14 protein-coding genes are annotated in these 16,368 nt (G+C 62.8%); 1 reads left to right on the top strand and 13 read right to left on the bottom strand.

Features of this window, described 5'->3' with window-relative positions; all coding sequences use genetic code 11:
* Positions 1–104 precede the first annotated feature (104 nt).
* The 11 genes from IB279_RS27605 to IB279_RS37420 form a co-directional block, all read right to left on the bottom strand.
* Complete coding sequence (locus tag IB279_RS27605) at positions 105–2,675, bottom strand: SH3 domain-containing protein (RefSeq protein WP_192340060.1); 2,571 nt, start codon at positions 2,673–2,675, stop codon at positions 105–107.
* A gap of 235 nt (positions 2,676–2,910) precedes the next feature.
* A complete protein-coding gene (locus IB279_RS27600) occupies positions 2,911–3,762 on the bottom strand; it encodes a CoA ester lyase (RefSeq protein ID WP_060520307.1) in 852 nt (283 codons plus the stop codon).
* Entirely contained in the window at positions 3,759–4,976 is a 1,218-nt protein-coding gene (locus IB279_RS27595) for a CaiB/BaiF CoA-transferase family protein (RefSeq protein ID WP_113189166.1), read from the bottom strand. Before IB279_RS27595 ends, IB279_RS27600 begins: the two co-directional genes overlap by 4 nt.
* Entirely contained in the window at positions 4,973–6,022 is a 1,050-nt protein-coding gene (locus IB279_RS27590; protein ID WP_034798094.1) for an ABC transporter ATP-binding protein, read from the bottom strand. The genes IB279_RS27595 and IB279_RS27590 overlap by 4 nt, the downstream gene beginning before the upstream one ends.
* A 30-nt stretch (positions 6,023–6,052) precedes the next feature.
* Positions 6,053–8,152: an ADP-ribosylglycohydrolase family protein gene (locus tag IB279_RS27585; protein WP_192340058.1), complete on the bottom strand. Its 2,100-nt coding sequence runs from the start codon at positions 8,150–8,152 to the stop codon at positions 6,053–6,055.
* Between the two features lie 16 nt (positions 8,153–8,168).
* Entirely contained in the window at positions 8,169–9,374 is a 1,206-nt protein-coding gene (locus tag IB279_RS27580) for an ADP-ribosylglycohydrolase family protein (RefSeq protein WP_192340056.1), read from the bottom strand.
* Entirely contained in the window at positions 9,364–10,785 is a 1,422-nt protein-coding gene (locus IB279_RS27575) for an extracellular solute-binding protein (RefSeq protein ID WP_113189164.1), read from the bottom strand. The genes IB279_RS27580 and IB279_RS27575 overlap by 11 nt, the downstream gene beginning before the upstream one ends.
* Positions 10,786–10,834: 49 nt before the next feature.
* Complete coding sequence (locus IB279_RS27570; RefSeq protein WP_034798191.1) at positions 10,835–11,737, bottom strand: carbohydrate ABC transporter permease; 903 nt, start codon at positions 11,735–11,737, stop codon at positions 10,835–10,837.
* Positions 11,737–12,666 (bottom strand): sugar ABC transporter permease, encoded by a 930-nt coding sequence (locus IB279_RS27565; RefSeq protein WP_246802151.1) that lies wholly within the window; start codon positions 12,664–12,666, stop codon positions 11,737–11,739. Before IB279_RS27565 ends, IB279_RS27570 begins: the two co-directional genes overlap by 1 nt.
* Before the next feature lie 38 nt (positions 12,667–12,704).
* Positions 12,705–13,754 (bottom strand): LacI family DNA-binding transcriptional regulator, encoded by a 1,050-nt coding sequence (locus tag IB279_RS27560; protein ID WP_034798087.1) that lies wholly within the window; start codon positions 13,752–13,754, stop codon positions 12,705–12,707.
* Positions 13,755–13,956: 202 nt separating this feature from the next.
* Positions 13,957–14,271, bottom strand: coding sequence for a hypothetical protein (locus IB279_RS37420; RefSeq protein WP_234798824.1), 315 nt, complete (start codon positions 14,269–14,271; stop codon positions 13,957–13,959).
* On the opposite strand from IB279_RS37420, the gene IB279_RS37415 reads away from it, so the two are divergent.
* Positions 14,252–14,659 carry a GNAT family N-acetyltransferase gene (locus IB279_RS37415; protein ID WP_234798823.1) on the top strand — a complete coding sequence of 136 codons (408 nt, stop codon included), beginning with the start codon at positions 14,252–14,254 and terminating at the stop codon, positions 14,657–14,659. The two genes, IB279_RS37420 and IB279_RS37415, sit on opposite strands and share 20 nt — an antisense overlap.
* An 87-nt stretch (positions 14,660–14,746) precedes the next feature.
* Here the strand turns inward: IB279_RS37415 and IB279_RS27550 are convergent, their stop codons facing one another.
* Positions 14,747–15,964 (bottom strand): ABC transporter substrate-binding protein, encoded by a 1,218-nt coding sequence (locus IB279_RS27550; protein ID WP_113504486.1) that lies wholly within the window; start codon positions 15,962–15,964, stop codon positions 14,747–14,749.
* 10 nt (positions 15,965–15,974) lie between these two features.
* Entirely contained in the window at positions 15,975–16,340 is a 366-nt protein-coding gene (locus IB279_RS27545; RefSeq protein ID WP_060607741.1) for a hypothetical protein, read from the bottom strand.
* Positions 16,341–16,368: the final 28 nt, after the last annotated feature.

Genomic DNA, 16,368 nt, shown 5'->3' with positions numbered 1-16,368 from the left:
ATCACGCCAAGCTTTTCGGCCGAAGGAGCGGCGACCCCGCACACCTTTTGCCACGCCTTGTAACGCGGCCGCTCGGGAAAGTTCGCCCGAGCGGCCCGGTTTTCTCAGCGACCGCGGCCGCCGCCACCACCACCACGTCCGCCACCGCCGCCGCGGAAAGCAGCTCCACCGCCGCGACCACCACCTCCGTGGAAGCCGCCGCGGTTGCCACCCTGGAAGCCGCCGCCGCTGTAGCCGCCGCGACCACGGTCAAAGCTCTGGAAGTTCCGGCCGGACTCTTGGTAAAGCCGCCCATAATTGCGGCTCAGTTCGTTCTGGTTGCCGAATTGCCGTCCGGCGCGATCGAAGGACAGATGATCCGGCGCCCGTTGGCGAACCTGCTGGTTGCGGCGCGGTGCGGGTCTCGTTTCAGCACGGTTCTGGATACGCTGCGTGGCTTGGGGCCGGTTGGATGCCGCGCCTTGGGCGGCATTGCGCAGGTTCTCCCCGTCCGGCCTCTGAACCGGTTGCCAGCCATCCGGCGTATGCTTCTGCCATTGGCCGTCCTGACGGCGATAGACGCTGCCATCGCGGCCGGCATAAACGTCACCGCCCTTGCTGCCGGCGATAAAGCCCTTGTCGCCTTCCGAGTTGCGCCAGCGCAGGCCGCCGGCACTCCCGGTTGATCCGCCGCTGATGCGCGCGAACTCTCCGCCGTGCTTGACGGCTACACTGCCCCAGGAGCCGTAAACATTCTGCCCGCCCCGCGCGACCATCGCGTTGCCCGTGCGTGGATTGTAGGCAGAAATGAAACCGCGCTCGCCACCGGGACCCGCCACCGCGCCGCCGCGGAACCGTGTCCCCGTGACGGGGTTATAGGCTGCGCCGAAGACCAGGCCCCTTTCCGGGCCATAGGCGTAGCCATAGCGCCCGAAAGTGCCATAGGCCGGGTTGTACGAGGCGCCGAACCCGTAGCTGATCGGCGGCGGATAATAGGGCCAATCGTCGTCGTAATAGTCCCAATAGGGCGGATAATACCATCCCGAGCCCCAGACGACTGTATCCCAGGCAAGGTAGGTATAGAGATAGCCGAGCGTATAGCCGTACCAGATGGCATCCGGTTCCGTATCGTAGATGCGGACATAGGTCGCGTTATAGACCGGAGACGACGATGGGATCGTGTAGATCTCATCGGCAACGGCGCGCGCAACGGCGAAGGGCCCGGTCGGCGTATCGCCGACGAACCAGATGCCGTCCTTCAAGACGAAATACTTGGCCGCGACCTTGATGACCTGCTCGTTGGCATTGACGGCATAGAACATGGACGTGCCTTCGATCGGCTCGAACTTCGGCTCGCCATTGTAGTGGACGTCCACCTTCAGCGATCCATCCGTCGAAACCCGCGCGAGCTTCGGAATGCTCGCCCGCAGACGCGCCATTGCGCTTTCGGACGTGCCGGGGATCGACGCGCGCACAGCCGAGTAGGAGGCGTCGTCGGGCAGGTTTACGAAATCATCGGGCAGGTCAGGCGTGGCAAAGGTCCAGGGACCTTCGAGTGACGTTGAAGAAAACCACCGTCCGGAAACAAGTGTGTACCACGTCTTGCTGGCCCGATGGAAAAACACCGAACTGCTCGTATTGGAAATCCAATCCAGCCCGGTGCCCGCGATCGGTTCGAGGGCCGGTTTTCCTTCAAAGATCAGAAGCTCCGCCGGCTTCTCCGAATAGAAAACTTTCGGAACCTGGTTATCGCTGAAGGGCGTGGGCGGAAGAGAGGCCTTTACCCCTTTCCAGTTGTCGATTTCCGGTAGCTTGGAAAAGACGTCCGGCACCGATGCCGCTTCAACCCAACCGCTCTCCAAGGTCTTTGTTGTCAGCCAGTTCTTTTCGCTCCGCAGATAGTAGTCTGCCGCCTGATCCACCTTGAAGAGGTCCCAATTCGTATTGACCACGAAGGAGAGGCCCTCAACGCCCTTGACCGGAGCCGTCACCGGCTTGCCGTCCGTCTGCACCAGGATGGCCGGCGTCTCACTGACAAAGATCGGCGGCGGATCGGCCTTGATATCGGGGATATCGGCGAGGCGTTGGAAGTCCGCAAGGCTTGCCGCCAGGCGTTGCTGCGACACGACGATCGGATCGGTCGGGACAAGCTTGCCGATGTCGAGCGCGAGGTCAGCGAGCTGCTGTCGGTCCAGTGCGGAGAAATCGAGCTGCGTGGTGCGAACATCCGTCAGCGTAACATTCTCCGTCGCCTCGTCGGCCACAGTCTTGGCCGAAAGCCCGATGATCCCATAGATCGGCTTGGCGTCGGCGGACGGTTTGAGCTCGGTCGCGACAAGGGCTTCGAGCTCCTTGAAATCCTTCCAGGACGTGATCTGCGGCTGGAAGAGCGTGATCGTCGCGCCTTTTTCGGTGTTGAACATCCTTGGCCAGGCCGGCGCGGTGGCATCGGACTGGTTGAGATACTTGCCGGCAACAAAGCCATTTGCCCCGGCATAACTCACGGCACACCAGGAGGCTTCTGCGTCGCATTCCTTGATGTCGACTTCCTCGCCCTGGGGGATCACGCGCATGGCGTCAAATCCGGTTCCCGGGCCCACCCTGAAGTTCACATTTGCAGTCAAGATGGCGGGATCTGCAAAGGCTGAAGTTGAGAAGAACGAAGCGATCGTCAGGTACGCAAGAAGTCTACGCATGATCACATTCCCTTCCTGGGGTGTCTAAGCTGTTCGAAGTCCCTGCATGCTGGAGTGCTACTGAAAAAAAACGGACCGCCATGACAAAGTCGCCCGCGTTCGCAGCCGGTTAAAGTCGTTCAATTTCAGGATCATTGCACATTCGGTGATAGGTGCAACTGCGCAGCACGAAATCCTGGCGCGCACCGGCGCGCCTCGCGATCGTGAGGACTCTTCCGCCAAGCTGCGCTGAGCGTCAGCCGAGGTCGCCTGCCTGTTCGAGAACATCATGCGCGCGCTCGATGATCGGCGCATCCACCATGGTGCCGTTCAGCACGAAGGCGCCACGGCCGTCTGCCTGCGCCGTCTTCGCTGCGTCGATCACGGACTTTGCCCAGGCGATCCGTTCTGGGCTCGGGGAGTAAGACGCATTCAGCACCGGGACCACGGACGGGTGGACACAGCTCGCGCCATCAAACCCGTGGGCCTTCGCCTCACGAGCGGCTGCCTTCAAGGCATCCAGTCGCCTATAGTCCGCAACCGTCAAAAGCATGCCGAAGGACAGCTTGCCTTCCGCCTTGGCGGCAAGGTGGACCATCAGTTTCGGAAGTCGCAATACGTCTGGCAGCGGTTCTGCGCCCATGCTGGTCGCGATGTCTTCGCCGCCAGCGGCAAGGCCGACCACGCGGCTGACGCGGGCAATCGCGCGCGCATCGAGAACTGCCCCGGCATCTTCGAGGAGTGGCACGAAGGCGACCGGCGGCCTGCCGATCTGCCGCTCAACTGGTGCGAGATGCGCTGCAATATCCTCTAGCTCCTGCGGCGACCGGGTTTTCGCGACATAGAGACCGAACGCGCCGGCACGGCAGGCGGCCTCTGCATCCGCCATCCGCAGATCCGGCGCCGAATTGATGCGGACAAAGACGGTCGCACCACCGCGTGCCACCTGCGCCACGGCGTCCTTCAACCCATCCCTTGCGGCCTGTTTCTGATCCGGGGCGACTGAATCTTCCAGGTCGAGGATGATCGCATCCGCTCCGCGTTCGTGCGCCTTGGCGATGAATTTTGCGGACGAGGCCGGGACGTAGAGTAGGGAGCGAAGCCTCATGCGGCTTTACCCTGGAGTATCGTCTCGATCGCGCCGCGATCCAGTCCCGCTTCGGCCAGAACTTCCGCCGTGTGTTCCCCAAGCGCTGGTGCCGGCCGCCGCCAGACGCCCGGCGTCTGGGAAAGCCGCGGCACGATGTTGTGCATCGGCAGGCTGCCGAACTCGTCATCCTCCACATCGACGATGATTTCGCGCTCGGCGAAATGCGGGTCCGACGCGGCATCTGCGATGTTGTAGATCGGCCCGACCGTCGCGCCGGCGTCACGCATGATCTTCAGCGCCTCGTCATGGTCGTGCCGGGCAAACCAGCCGCCAACGGCCTCGTCGACCAGATCGCGATTTTTGACGCGTTCAGAATTGGTGGCAAAGCGCGGGTCCTGGTTCATGTCGGCACGGCCGATGATCTCGAAGATCCTCCGTGCGACCTGCGGCGTCGATCCCGACAGCGCCACGTACTTTCCGTCGCGGCAGCGGTAGACATTGCGCGGGGCGGCCGTATTGGAGGCGCTGCCCACGCGCTCCTTGATCTTGCCGGTCGTCTGATAGATCGCCGCTTCTGGCCCGAGCACCGAGAACATCGGTTCCAGCAGCGACAGGTCGATGACCTGTCCTTTTGCGTAGCCGCGATCGCGCGCAAGCAACGCTGTCACGGTGGCCGAGCTGCCATAGACACCGGCGATCATGTCGGCAAGCGCCAGCGGCGGCAGCACGGGCTCGCGATCGGGAAAGCCGGTTCTGTAGGCAAAACCGCTCATGCCTTCGATGATGGTGCCAAAGCCCGGGAACTGCGCGTAAGGCCCCGTCTGGCCGAAACCGGAAATGCGCACGATGATCAGGTTGGGATTGCGGGCGTGCAGCGTTTCCGGCGAAAGCCCCATGCGCTCCAGCGTTCCCGGCCGGAAATTCTCGATGAAGACATCGGCCGTAGCGATCAGTGCCCAGAGCGCCGTCATCGCCGCCTCTTGCCTGAGGTTCAGAACGACGGAGCGCTTGTTGCGGCTATAGGTCTTCCAATAGAGCGAGTGGCCATCATCCTTCCAGTCTCTGAGCGGATCGCCCGCCGGCGGCTCGATCTTGATGACATCGGCGCCGGCATCGGCCAGCTGCAGCGACAACATGTTGCCGGCAACGAGCCGGGAAAGATCCAGAACCCTCGTGCCGACCAGCGGTCCCTTGGCGTCGGGATCGAACTGTCGCTTCGCAAATCCACTCATCGAAGGCGCTCCCCGGTATCCTTGTCGAAGAGCAGAACCTTGTCGGCATCGATCGTCAGCGTCACATCCTGCCCGGCCGAAAGTAGCTTGCCGCCGTGGACGACGACCGAGATATCCTGGCCGCCCATGTCGACGACGATTTCCTGGTCCTCGCCGGTCGGCTCGACGAGGCTGATGCGCCCCGGCACGCCCGTTGTTCCGAGCGTGATGTGCTGCGGGCGGATGCCGCAGACGACCCGCTTGCCAGCCTGCACCTGTCGCCCGAGCGGCAGGGATACGCCGCCCCGGGTCAAGGCCGTCGCTCCCTCTGTGACCGCCTCGATCAGGTTGATCTCCGGCGAGCCAATGAAGCCGGCGACGAAGAGATTGGCAGGATCGTTGTAAAGATCGAGCGGTGCGCCCGCCTGCTCGATCTTTCCGCCGTTCATCACCACAATCTTGTCGGCCATGGTCATGGCCTCGGTCTGGTCGTGGGTGACATAGACCATCGTGCGGCGAAGCCGTTGATGCAGCTTCTTGATTTCGCTGCGCATCTTCACGCGCAGCTTGGCATCGAGGTTCGACAGAGGTTCGTCGAAGAGGAAGGCACGCGGGTCGCGCACGATGGCGCGACCCATGGCGACACGCTGGCGCTGGCCGCCGGAAAGTTCCCGCGGCAGGCGGTCGAGCAGCTTTTCGAGGCCGAGGATTTCGGCCGCCTGGGTAACGCGCTTTTCGATCTCCGCCTTCGGCGCACCGGCGAGCTTCAAGGCGAAGCTCATGTTTTCCGCGACCTTCATGTGCGGATAGAGCGCATAGGACTGGAAGACCATGGCGATGTCGCGCTCCTTGGCCGGCATGTCGTTGACGACCTTGCCACCGATGGTGATCTCGCCAGCTGAAATATCCTCCAGCCCGGCGATCATGCGCAACAGCGTAGACTTGCCGCAGCCCGAAGGGCCGACGAGCACGACGAATTCGCCGTCGCCCATTTCCAGCGAGATGTCGTTGAGCACGGCGACACTGCCATAGCTCTTGCCGACGCTTCTAAGCTCTATCTCGGACATGTTTCCTCCCTTTCTTTCCGCCTCGCGCAGTTAGCGCTCGGCGACCTCAAGCCGGCCGATCGACATGCGCCCGGCAGACGCCATGCGAAGGCCAGCCATGCCGTAGCGCAGCGTCCCATCGTCTGCCTGAAGCAGCCGCTCGCCATCGACGGAAAGCGTCAGCTTGCCACCTTCGACAGTGAGATCGACCGCGTAGCTCCGGCCGTATTCGGTACGGAACGGGCCGCGCGCGAGGATCTTCGTGCCGTGGTCTTCAAGAAGGATCACGGCTTCGCCGTTCTCGAAACCGGCGGCATAAAAGCGGCTCGTACCCTGAGCCCGGGCCACCACCAGGTGCGAGGCACCCGAGTGCGGCTGAAGCTCGGCCTTGACACTGACGTCGCGGAGATAGGCATTGCCCGTCCAGGCGTCCGCGTCGGTTGCGGTATGGGCATGGATGCGGCCTTGCTGCAGGCTCCAATGGCCGCGGTTCCAGGTGAAGCGGGTGATGCCGCCCCATTCATGCGCTTCCTTCGACGGGTCGATGACGGCGCGACCCTTGCCGGATACGGAAAAGTCCGCGAGGAACAGCCGGCCGAGGAATTTCAGGCGCCCGAAATATTCGACCAGGATGCCGATCTCGTCGACCGCCTCGCCGTTGCCGTCGGGGATGGTGAACGCGTAGTCCTGCCAGCCACTCGCAGACGGCACGTGCCAGGCGCCTGTTTCCTGGATGGCGCCTGTCATGGCGCGGCGGACATAGGGCGCCACGCGCAGGTTGCCGTCACCGTTCCAAGGGTCGAGCCAGAGCTTGAACGACACCCTTTGGCCGTCATCGGCAAGTGGCGTGAACATCGGGCGGTAGCGCTCGTCGTCGAAGTCGGAGCGGCGATAGAAGGGCTTCCAGAAAATGCGTCCACCATGCCCGCGCTCGAGACGGTCGAGCAGGATTTCCAGCGATCCCTTGGCGTTATCCGTATGACGCTCCGCCGATGCCTTGACGGCGATCTGGTTGAAGGGCTCGGTGCGGAAGCCATGGGTGGCGCCGGGTGCGTCGAAATCGAAGCGAACGCCGCGGCGCTCGAAATCCTCGACCCAGAGCGCCGGAGCCTCCCGTCCCTGCAGGCGGAGCGCCAGCACCGTCAGTTCACGGGCAAAGGAGGGGATGTCGACGACGTTGACCGTACCGGCTACGCCGGAAGCGACGACGAAATCGTTGATCGGCTTGCGGTACTTGTCCCAGCCCGGCTGCACCTTTTGCAGCGTGCCGACGATCGCACCGGCATTGCCGGCGTTGCAGTCCGTGTCCCAGCCGGCCATGGTGGCGATCTCGACGGTGCGCGGCAGATCGCCCTGACCGTAGATCAGGCTCATGATCAAGACGCCGGCATTCGGAATGATGTGGCAGACGCCGGGATAGCGGTCATAGCCCCAATCCGCCGTCAACATGTCGCGGCAGGCACGCCAGTCGTTCCGGTTGCTGTCGTGGAAGCGGAGTACCGCGCGCGAAACCTTGGCATAGAGGGAGTCGGCCGGGATTGTCGCGAGACCCGTCTCGATCACGTCCTCGATGTTCTTGGCAACAAAAGCCTGGGCGATGGCCGCGGCGCAGAAGCGGGCGCCATGCAGGCCCTCGCCGTCATGGGCGACACTTGCCGCACGGGCTGAGGCTTCGGCTGCCTTCTTCGGGTCGGCCGGATGCACCCAGCCCCAGCTGTCGATGAAAATCTGCCCGCCGATCTGCTCGGCAACCGTCGTGCCGTTCTGGGCGATCGAGCCGGATTGCGGCGCCGGAATGCCAGCGCGCAGGTTCTGGTAGGCGGTATGCTCGGTCGAATTGCCGAAGCCGCCCCACCAATACATGCCGTGTTCCTCGGCCGCATAGTTCAGCCAGGTCTTGCCGACCTCTTCGGCGGTGGCGCCGAGACCGTAGTCGCGCAGCGCCCGGATGAAATAGACCGGACCGTTGGTGTCGTCATCGGCAGCGAAATTCTTGAAATCGCGCAGATATTCCGTCACCTCGCCATAGGTGTCCCGGATGCGTTCATAGCTCCAGATCGTCGGCTCGACGGGTGCGCCCAAGCGCACGCCGATCGCCTTGCCGATAAAACCGGAATAGATACGCTCGAAGATTTCTGTGGTGCTGAGCATCGGATACTTTCGAATTCTAGAGACTGGAAACCTGGGTGAGCTCGGGAGCGGCAAAGAGGCCTGCGCGCGCCGTGGCCCGCGCCATTTCGCGTTTGTGGTCGGCCGCCCGGATTGCGGTCACGGTTGCGGTAAACGCATCGGCCGATCGGTGGAGATCGAGCTTGTTGACACGGTCGAGCTGGGAGACCATCGCCCGGTCGATGATGCTCTCGCCCTGCATGGCGCCGAGGATTGCGCCGGCCATGACGCCGATCGAGTCCGTATCGCGGCCGGAGTTGATGCCGTCGATGATCGACTTGTAGAAATCACCGTCATTGACGACCGCAAAGCCGAGCGCCAGCGGCAGTTCCTCGATCGCGTGCAGACGCGATGGCTGGTAGGCGTCGGTCGCAATGCCGGCCTTCTGCGGCGTGTGCTGCACGTCGTCGCCCATTGGAGAATAGCGCGCGATGATGCGGTGGAATTCGGCGACGACTGTCGCATGATCCGCGCCCTTCAATGAGCCAGCAGCCTCGACGATATCGGCGATCGCATCACGCGTTCCGTCCTTGGCAACGGCCAGCGTTTCTTTGATGACGGTGTCGAGGGTGGTGCCCGGCACGAAAGCGGCGGCGACCGCGGCGGCGAGTACGCCGGCAGCTTCCAGGCCGAAGCTCTGCTGGTGGCCGGAGGCAAAGGCGATGGCCTCATCATAGGCTGCCTTCGGATCACAGGCGTTGGCGACGCCGATCGGCGCGATGTACATCGCCGCGCCACAGTTCACCATGTTGCCGACGCCGCCCTGGCGCGGGTCGCAGCCGGAAAGTTGATGGCGCTGGAAGATCCACTTCTCAGGATAGAACAGCCGCTCGATCAGCATCGTCTCGCGCTGCAGCTCCGGCACCCAGCGCGGCGTCCAGGCAATTTCCCGCACCATGCCCGAGGCCATATCCCAGGCATCGAGATGGCGCTTCACGTCGTCGTAGATCGACATCACGCAGAGCGTCATCAGCGTGTCGTCGGTGACGATGCCGCTGCCGCGGACACGGCCGTTGCGGGCCGCCTCACTCTGCTTCATGCGGTGCCACTCTGTGTCGAGCGATGTCACCCGGCCATAGCGCTGGCGGATTTCCGCAGCGGAGAGCTTTTCGACCGGCGCCCCGATGGCGTCGCCGTAGGCGACGCCAAAGAGAAGCGCCCGAACCCGTCCCTTAAGGGAGAGCCCTTGAGCATCATTTGTCATTGAGAACCGTCCTTGCATATTCGGTCATTTTCTCGCCGCCGGCAGCGTTCCACTCGGAAACGAACTGGTCCCACTGGTCCAGCTTGGCTTCGCCGGAGACGAACTTGTAAACCCAGGCCCGGTAGACGTTCTCCGTGGCGTCGATGTCGGTGGCGTATTCCGCAGGCCAGACGAAGGCGTTGTCCGGCTTGAAGTCGGCGGAGATCGTCTTCAGCGATTGCTGCGCGGCATCGCTCAGCCACTGAACCGGCGGCTGCCAGTTGGCGGCAACGAGGAAGCGGGCATACCAGGTAGCGAGCTTGTCGGTCGGCTTGATGGTTTCGCCGTCCTTGGTGTACTGCTCGCCCTCAAAGCCGAGCCGTTCAATCGCCTGGCCCTCGGGGCTGGCGATGAAGTCGAGCAACTTGACCACCTCCTCCTTGTGCTCCGAGGTCGTTGCGATCGCGAGACCGCGCGCTTCCTTGGAGACGTCCAGCGCCATCAGGCCCTGGCCGCCCGGACCCTTCGGCGGCGAAAGCAGGCTGAGGGTCACGCCGGGATGGGCCTGGCGCATCTTGCCGCCATAGATGTCGATGACCTCTGCGGAGGAACCGAAGATCACCCCGGCACGGCCGGAATAGAACTTGTCTTCCTTCACGTCCCACTTGGTGGTGATGAATTCCGGATCATAGAGACCCTGCTCGCGGAGCGATGCGTAGAAAGCGATCTTTGCCTTTTCCGCGGCCGAAACGCGGGCATGGATCCACTCGCCAGCATCGTTCTTCAGCCAGGTTCCGGTGACGCCAAACGCCTGATTGAAGACGGCGTCGAGCTCTTGAGTGTTGTCGGCGGTGGTAACGCCGTAGCTGTCGGCCTTGCCGTTGCCGTCGAAATCGCCGTCCTTGATCGCCTTGAAGAGGGTGACGTAGTCGTCCGTAGTCTTCGGTGCTTCGACGCCCGCTTTCTCGAGCCAATCCGCGCGGATCACCGGCTGCGGTATGCGCGGCGGGTAGACATAGAGCAGGTAGGGATAGTTCTTCAGCCGCTCGACATTGTGCGGGAAGAGCGCGTCCTTGAGATAGGTCGTCTTCGGCAGCCAGGTGTTCCAGTCCTCCAGCACGCCCTGTTCGGCCATCTTGGCGTCGCCGCCCTGGAAATAGATGAGATCGGGGATATCACCGGACAGAAGCATGGCGCTGAGCTTGTCGGCATAGCCAGAGGACGGCAGGTCGACGACCTGGATATGGATGTCGGTGCCCTTGGCCTTCAGCGCCTCCTCATAGGCCTTCATCAGCTTCACGTCGTCAGGATTGCTCGTCGTGAGATCCTTCGAGACGACGCGGATCGTCACCGGATCGGCGAAGGCGGGCATGGCGACGCTCGCCATCAATGCCATGGCGGTGGTTGCGCCAAGGATCAGTTTTCCAAGCATGTTTGTTCCTCCCAATATGCTATGGCTTTTATGGTTCGGTTCTGCATCGTCAGCCCTTCAGCGCACCGCTCATGGTGCCCTTGGTGAAGAACTTCAGAATGAGTGGGTAGATTGCGAGGATCGGCGCGATCGTAAGCAGGATCATGCCTGCCTTCAGCGCGCGAATGTTGATCTGGCTCGCACCGGTGTAGTTGTTGCTGTCGACGACCCCGACCATGGCGAGCTTGTCGCCCTCGACCACGAACTGGCGCAGCACGACCTGCAGCGGCCATTTTGACTGGTCGTTGAGATAGATCATCGCCCGGAAGAACTCGTTCCAGTGGAAGACGAAGTAGAAGAGCGCGATGGTGGCGAGCGCCGATTTGGCCAGAGGCAGCGCCACGTACCAGAAGATCTGGAAAGGGTTGGCGCCGTCGAGCTCCGAGGCCTCGATCAGTTCCTTCGGCACTTCCTCGAAGAAGCGGACGAGAATGATCAGATACCAGGCGTTCACAACCTTGAAGAGGATCAGAGACCAGTAGCTGTCGAGAAGGCCGAGGCGCTTGTTGATGAAATAATCGGGAATGATGCCGGGCTCAAAGACGATCGTCACCAGCACGAAGACGAAAATCGCGCGCCGCCCCGGCAAACCCGGGCGGGAAAGTGCCCAGGCCATCAGCGCCGTCAGCACGACACCAAGGACGGTGCTGACCAGCGTGATGAAGATCGAGTTCAGGAGGCCGCGCTGGACGGCCGGGTTGTTGACCAGGAGGCTCCAGACGTCGGTCGAAAACCCGTTGGGGACCACCGTCAGGCCGCTCATGCCGGCAACCTTGCCCGGATCCGAAAAGGAGATGGCGAGCAGGTTGAGCAGCGGCTGGACCGTCAGTACGACGAGGAACATCAGCGTCGAGACGATGATCGCATATTCGAGCCGCTCGAGCGGCGTTCTGCGAACGTTGTGGGCGGCCATCACCATACCCCCTTGCCGGTAAGACGTTTGGAAAGAAGGTGGGCGGCGACGATCATCAGCATGCCGAGAACCGCCTTGAAGAGGCCGGCGGCCGTTGCCAGCGAATACTCGCCGGTCTGCAGGCCGATGCGGTAGACATAGGTGTCGATGATATCGATCTTGCTGCGCACCACGTCGTTGGAGAAGTTGATCACCTGGTTGAGGTCGGCGTTCAGGAACATGCCGGCGTTGAGGATGAACAGCGTCGCGATCGTCGGCACGATGCCGGGAATGGTGACGTAGCGGATCTTCTGCCAGCGATTGGCTCCGTCGATCTCGGCCGCATCATAGAGTTCCTGGTCGATGGCGATGATGGCGGCAAGGTAAAGCAGGCTGTCCCAGCCGGCCGATCGCCAGATCTCGGAGAAGACCAGCACCCAGCGGATCGAGCCCGTGTCGGTCATGAAGGAGACCGGCTGCAATCCGAAGAAACCGATGATGTCGTTGACCGCGCCGTCGCTCGGCGAAAGCACCGCGATGAACACGCCGGCGATGACCACCCAGGAAAGGAAATGCGGCAGGTAGATCGCCGACTGGATGAACTTGCGGAAAGCGCCGCCCCGGATCTCGTTGAGCAGCAGCGCAACGATAATCGGGACCGGGAAGACGAAGATGATCTTCATTGTCGAGATGATCAGCGTGTTTATCAGCACCTGCCAGAAGATCGGCGAGGAGAAGAGCGTCTGGAAATGCTTGATCCCGACCCAGATGTTCGGCGGGATGATGCGCAACTGCTCGAAGGCGATCTTGGCTTCCCAGATCGGAAAATAGTGAAAGATCACGAAGAAGATCAGCCCAGGCGCCATCATCAGGTAGTAGGGCCACCATTGCCGCACGTTTTTCGTGACGCTTCGCCGATGGACGTTGGGAACGTTCCCATTTCTAGGCATGGCTGCATCCGCTACAAGATCGTTGCTTACGCTCATTGTTACCTCCCTGCCGCCGTGCGCACAGCTACCGAGGCCGAGACATCGGCAAGCGAACCGCGCTCGACCAGTCGGCACGGCAGAAATATCCGGCCGTGCTCCGGGCGGCCGGCAATCTGATCGAGCAGGCATTCGACCGCGCGAATGCCGATCTGCCGGCCAGGTTTTTCGATCGTCGTCAGACCGGGCCAGGAGAAAGCACCCGCCGGAATGCCGTCGAAGCCAAGAATGGAAATATCCTCCGGGCACCGGAGCCCCGCCTCGCGCACGGCGATCATGGCACCGAGTGCCATCAGGTCGTTGGCGACGAAGACGGCGCGACTGCCTCTCCACGGCCCGGCGAGCAAACGCCCCATGGCCTTTCGGCCACCCTCGACCGTGTAGTCGGATTCTTCCACCAGCAAGATGTCGGGGTCGATGTCGCGCGCGATGCAATGCTCGTGCACGGCGCGCAGGAACCGGGCGCGCGCAAGACGCGACCGCGGGCCGAGCATCAGGGCCGGCGCCGGGTGTCCGCGCTCAACGAGGATATCCATGCCGAGACGGACAGCCTGGGCGATATCCGATCCGACGCTCAAGGTATCCGGAAAACGCTCGGCGCTCGATCCGATGAAAACGAAGGGTAAGCCGAAGCGATCGAGATCATCGAAATTGTCGGCGACCGGATTGATGATCGCGCCATCGACACGGGCGCGCCGCAGGGCGCGAAGATGCGTCGCCTCCGTGCCGGCATCCCAGTCCGACGAGAAGACGAGAAGCGAAATGTCGTCCTTGGCGGCGCGATCCTGGGCGCCGCGGGCGACTTCGGCCCAGAAGGGGTTGGTGATATCGGGAATGACCAGGCCGAGCATGCCGCTGCGCCCCGAACGCATGCCGACGGCCAGATGATTGCGCTCGTAGCCGGTGGCTGCAACGGCCTTCAGCACGCGGTCGCGGGCTTCGTCGGAAATGCTGGCAGAACCCGCCAGAACACGTGCAACCGTGCTCTTCGAGACCCCTGCCCGCTCCGCGACGTCGATAATGGTGGCCCGTTGCCGGGGTCCGTTCTTCATGTTTCCTCCCGGGCCGGAAGCCATCATCAAAGGTGACAGGCCTCAAGCTCGTGGGAACGTTACCATGGGAGTTCACGCATTGGCAAGACATGAAAATCCCGCCTTAACGCAAGGCTCCTTTGTCGCCGATTGCGCGCGACCGATCTCGCCGTGGGCATCTTGCCCCCTCACGCCAGGAACGTACTCGACGGATGCGGGGATATTATTGAGCGATCGCCTCATGATACCAGCAAGCCATTGGCTGAAAATAGACTTCCACACATTGTTTCGAACACGCGCCGATCCGGATCAGGCACCGGGCCCGCGCTTCTGGCTCGCCGGATGCGCGGAGGGAAACCTGTGCGAAGCACGCGCGGACCTGCCGGGCGGTCTGGTCGCGGAGCTGGAAGGACTTGCCGCAACCGAACCGCCCTTCGTTCATCCCAGCACGCCTGTGAACCTTGAGTGCTATCTGTCGCTGCTTGGTGATGATGGGCCTGCCGAATACGATTGCGGCCTTGTCTTTGAGTTGCAGCACGACACTCCTCACCAAGGCGATGCGCGGCTCGTTCGCAACGACCCCGAAGAAGGCGACGGATGGGGTTCCGGAGTCCTGGTTCGATCTTGGCTTCCACGGCGTTGCCGACTTCTGGTCGCCCTGGTGCGCTGCCATTGTCGACGGTGAAGTCGCCTCCCTGGCATGTGCGGCGCGGCTCACCGATTCCGGCGCCGAACTCGGGCTTGTGACCGCCAAGGCGTTTCGAGGACGCGGTTTCGGCGCTGCTGCGACGGCTGGTTGGTCGCGGCTGCCGACGCTTCGCTCTCGCACCTTGTTTTACAGTACCGATCGAGACAACGCCTCGTCGAAGCGTGTCGCCTCCCGCCTTGGCCTCCGGCATCACGGCGCGAGCTTGCGGATAACGTGAGCTTAGCTGCCGTGCCCTCGCCCGCTTCTCTACACCGAATGCAGCGCGGTCGCTCGCCGCATCGGTTTTTGGTCAATAACGCTTCGGTCAGAACGAGCGGGGCGCGGGATCCAGAAGCTTCACGCTGCCGGCGGTCACCTGATAGATGGCGCAGGTTCGCTCTACCGAGCCGTCCTTTGTGAACCGGAAGGTGGCCGCCGCACCGACGAAACCGTTTGGCGCGCGGATGCTTTCCTGATTGATGGCGCCTTCCCCCTGGGACCGCACGAGACCAGCCGCAAGGGCGATGACGTCGAACCCATAAGCCGCGTCCGCACTTGCCGCACGATCGTAGCGATCGAGGAAGCGCGACGTCATCCGCGAGCCGTTTTCCGGGCCGAAGAGACAGAGGTGGCTTCCGGAAAATTCGGGTCGCTTGTAGGCGGCATTCGTCCAACCGGAAGTTCCGACGACCATTGCATTCGGTTTCAGATAGCCGTTGGCCTTGAGTTGCGACAGAGAACCGACCTCCCCCCCTTCCGATCCGATGAGGAGAACCGCATCAATATCCTTTAGCTTTGCCTTGGCGGCCGCGTCACCGGAAAATGTCGTGATGCCGGTCACGGCGACAAGCGCCGGCTTGATGCCATAGCCCGCAAGACCGCGATCCAGCCTTTGCCGTTCGGCGGCAGAGACATCGCTGGGCAAAAGCACGATCAGCCGCTTGCGGCCGGAGGCAAAAGCATAGGAAGCGCCCTCGACAGCGCTATCGATGCGGTCAGAAACGAAGGCGAAGGTGCCGGCCGGCCGCTCGGCGCCGTTGCCGCGCAACGCGAGAAGTGGCGCGCGGGCAGAGCCAAGTCCCTGGCGGACGGTGCTGACAGGCACGTCCGCAACCGACAGCGCAATCAACGCCGCGTTCTGGCCCGCGAGACGCTTGGCGGCGTCCTGGACTTGCTGCGGCGAACCGTCGGTATTTTCGACCAAAAGCGAAAGCTGGCCACCACCCACCTCGTCCACGGCGAGCGACGCCCCGTCGCGGATGTCGCGTTCGCGCACCGTTTCGCCCGACGGCGCCATCAGTGCAGTGATAAGCCCGACACGCGTTGCGCCGGTTCCGAAGGCCTCCTGCGACTTCACCGCATGCTCGGATGCGCGCCGGGCATGCCTTGCCTGCGGCGATTCGACGTCGAGCACCTCAGGGGCGGTGGGAGCGCCCTGACAACCGGCGAGAACGCCAAGCGCGAGCACGCCGAGTGCCAGCCATTGTCGGCACGACGACACGCGCCGTGCCGGGGAAACCACAACGTGGGGCATGTCGATCATACCGGCTGTCTCAATTCATGAAGTGCCGCATTTTGGCGTAGAAGCAATCGCACTTGGCAATGTAGTCCTCGTCACGCCAGCTCGATTGCAGGTAACCATAGGCCTTGCCGCAGGCGACCTTGGTCTCGGACGCCCAGACGAAGGCCGGCCGCGTCGAAGCGATCCAGCGCGGATCGTCGGCAACGGCAATCGCCTCGTCCATGCGCGCCACGACTTCCTTGGTCAGCGTCGCCACGTCCTGATCGACCGTCAGCGCGGACTGGCTGATCTCGGTGCATTGCCGGGCCGCCGGCGCATAGTCGCCGATAAGGTCGGCCGCGAAACTGGATATGGGCATCAGTGCGAGCATCACCCCCGCCAGCATGCTTCTGTTCATGAAAGTTCCCCTCAATATGCGGTTCCCG

Source organism: Ensifer sp. ENS06, from assembly GCF_014852205.1.
In the GTDB taxonomy this organism is placed as follows: Bacteria; Pseudomonadota; Alphaproteobacteria; order Rhizobiales; family Rhizobiaceae; genus Ensifer; species Ensifer adhaerens.
The sequence above is the reverse complement of the archived record's forward strand: the minus strand, read 5'-3'. Positions and strand labels throughout refer to the sequence as shown.

What these genes read in the sequence shown, in the direction of transcription:
- IB279_RS27595 (WP_113189166.1), bottom strand. Translation starts at nt 4,976, where the DNA reads ATGAGTGGATTTGCGAAGCGACAGTTCGATCCCGACGCCAAGGGACCG.
- IB279_RS27600 (WP_060520307.1), bottom strand. Translation starts at nt 3,762, where the DNA reads ATGAGGCTTCGCTCCCTACTCTACGTCCCGGCCTCGTCCGCAAAATTC.
- IB279_RS27545 (WP_060607741.1), bottom strand. Translation starts at nt 16,340, where the DNA reads ATGAACAGAAGCATGCTGGCGGGGGTGATGCTCGCACTGATGCCCATA.
- IB279_RS27590 (WP_034798094.1), bottom strand. Translation starts at nt 6,022, where the DNA reads ATGTCCGAGATAGAGCTTAGAAGCGTCGGCAAGAGCTATGGCAGTGTC.
- IB279_RS27585 (WP_192340058.1), bottom strand. Translation starts at nt 8,152, where the DNA reads ATGCTCAGCACCACAGAAATCTTCGAGCGTATCTATTCCGGTTTTATC.
- IB279_RS27570 (WP_034798191.1), bottom strand. Translation starts at nt 11,737, where the DNA reads ATGGCCGCCCACAACGTTCGCAGAACGCCGCTCGAGCGGCTCGAATAT.
- IB279_RS27575 (WP_113189164.1), bottom strand. Translation starts at nt 10,785, where the DNA reads ATGCTTGGAAAACTGATCCTTGGCGCAACCACCGCCATGGCATTGATG.
- IB279_RS27550 (WP_113504486.1), bottom strand. Translation starts at nt 15,964, where the DNA reads ATGATCGACATGCCCCACGTTGTGGTTTCCCCGGCACGGCGCGTGTCG.
- IB279_RS27565 (WP_246802151.1), bottom strand. Translation starts at nt 12,666, where the DNA reads ATGCCTAGAAATGGGAACGTTCCCAACGTCCATCGGCGAAGCGTCACG.
- IB279_RS27560 (WP_034798087.1), bottom strand. Translation starts at nt 13,754, where the DNA reads ATGAAGAACGGACCCCGGCAACGGGCCACCATTATCGACGTCGCGGAG.
- IB279_RS27605 (WP_192340060.1), bottom strand. Translation starts at nt 2,675, where the DNA reads ATGCGTAGACTTCTTGCGTACCTGACGATCGCTTCGTTCTTCTCAACT.
- IB279_RS27580 (WP_192340056.1), bottom strand. Translation starts at nt 9,374, where the DNA reads ATGACAAATGATGCTCAAGGGCTCTCCCTTAAGGGACGGGTTCGGGCG.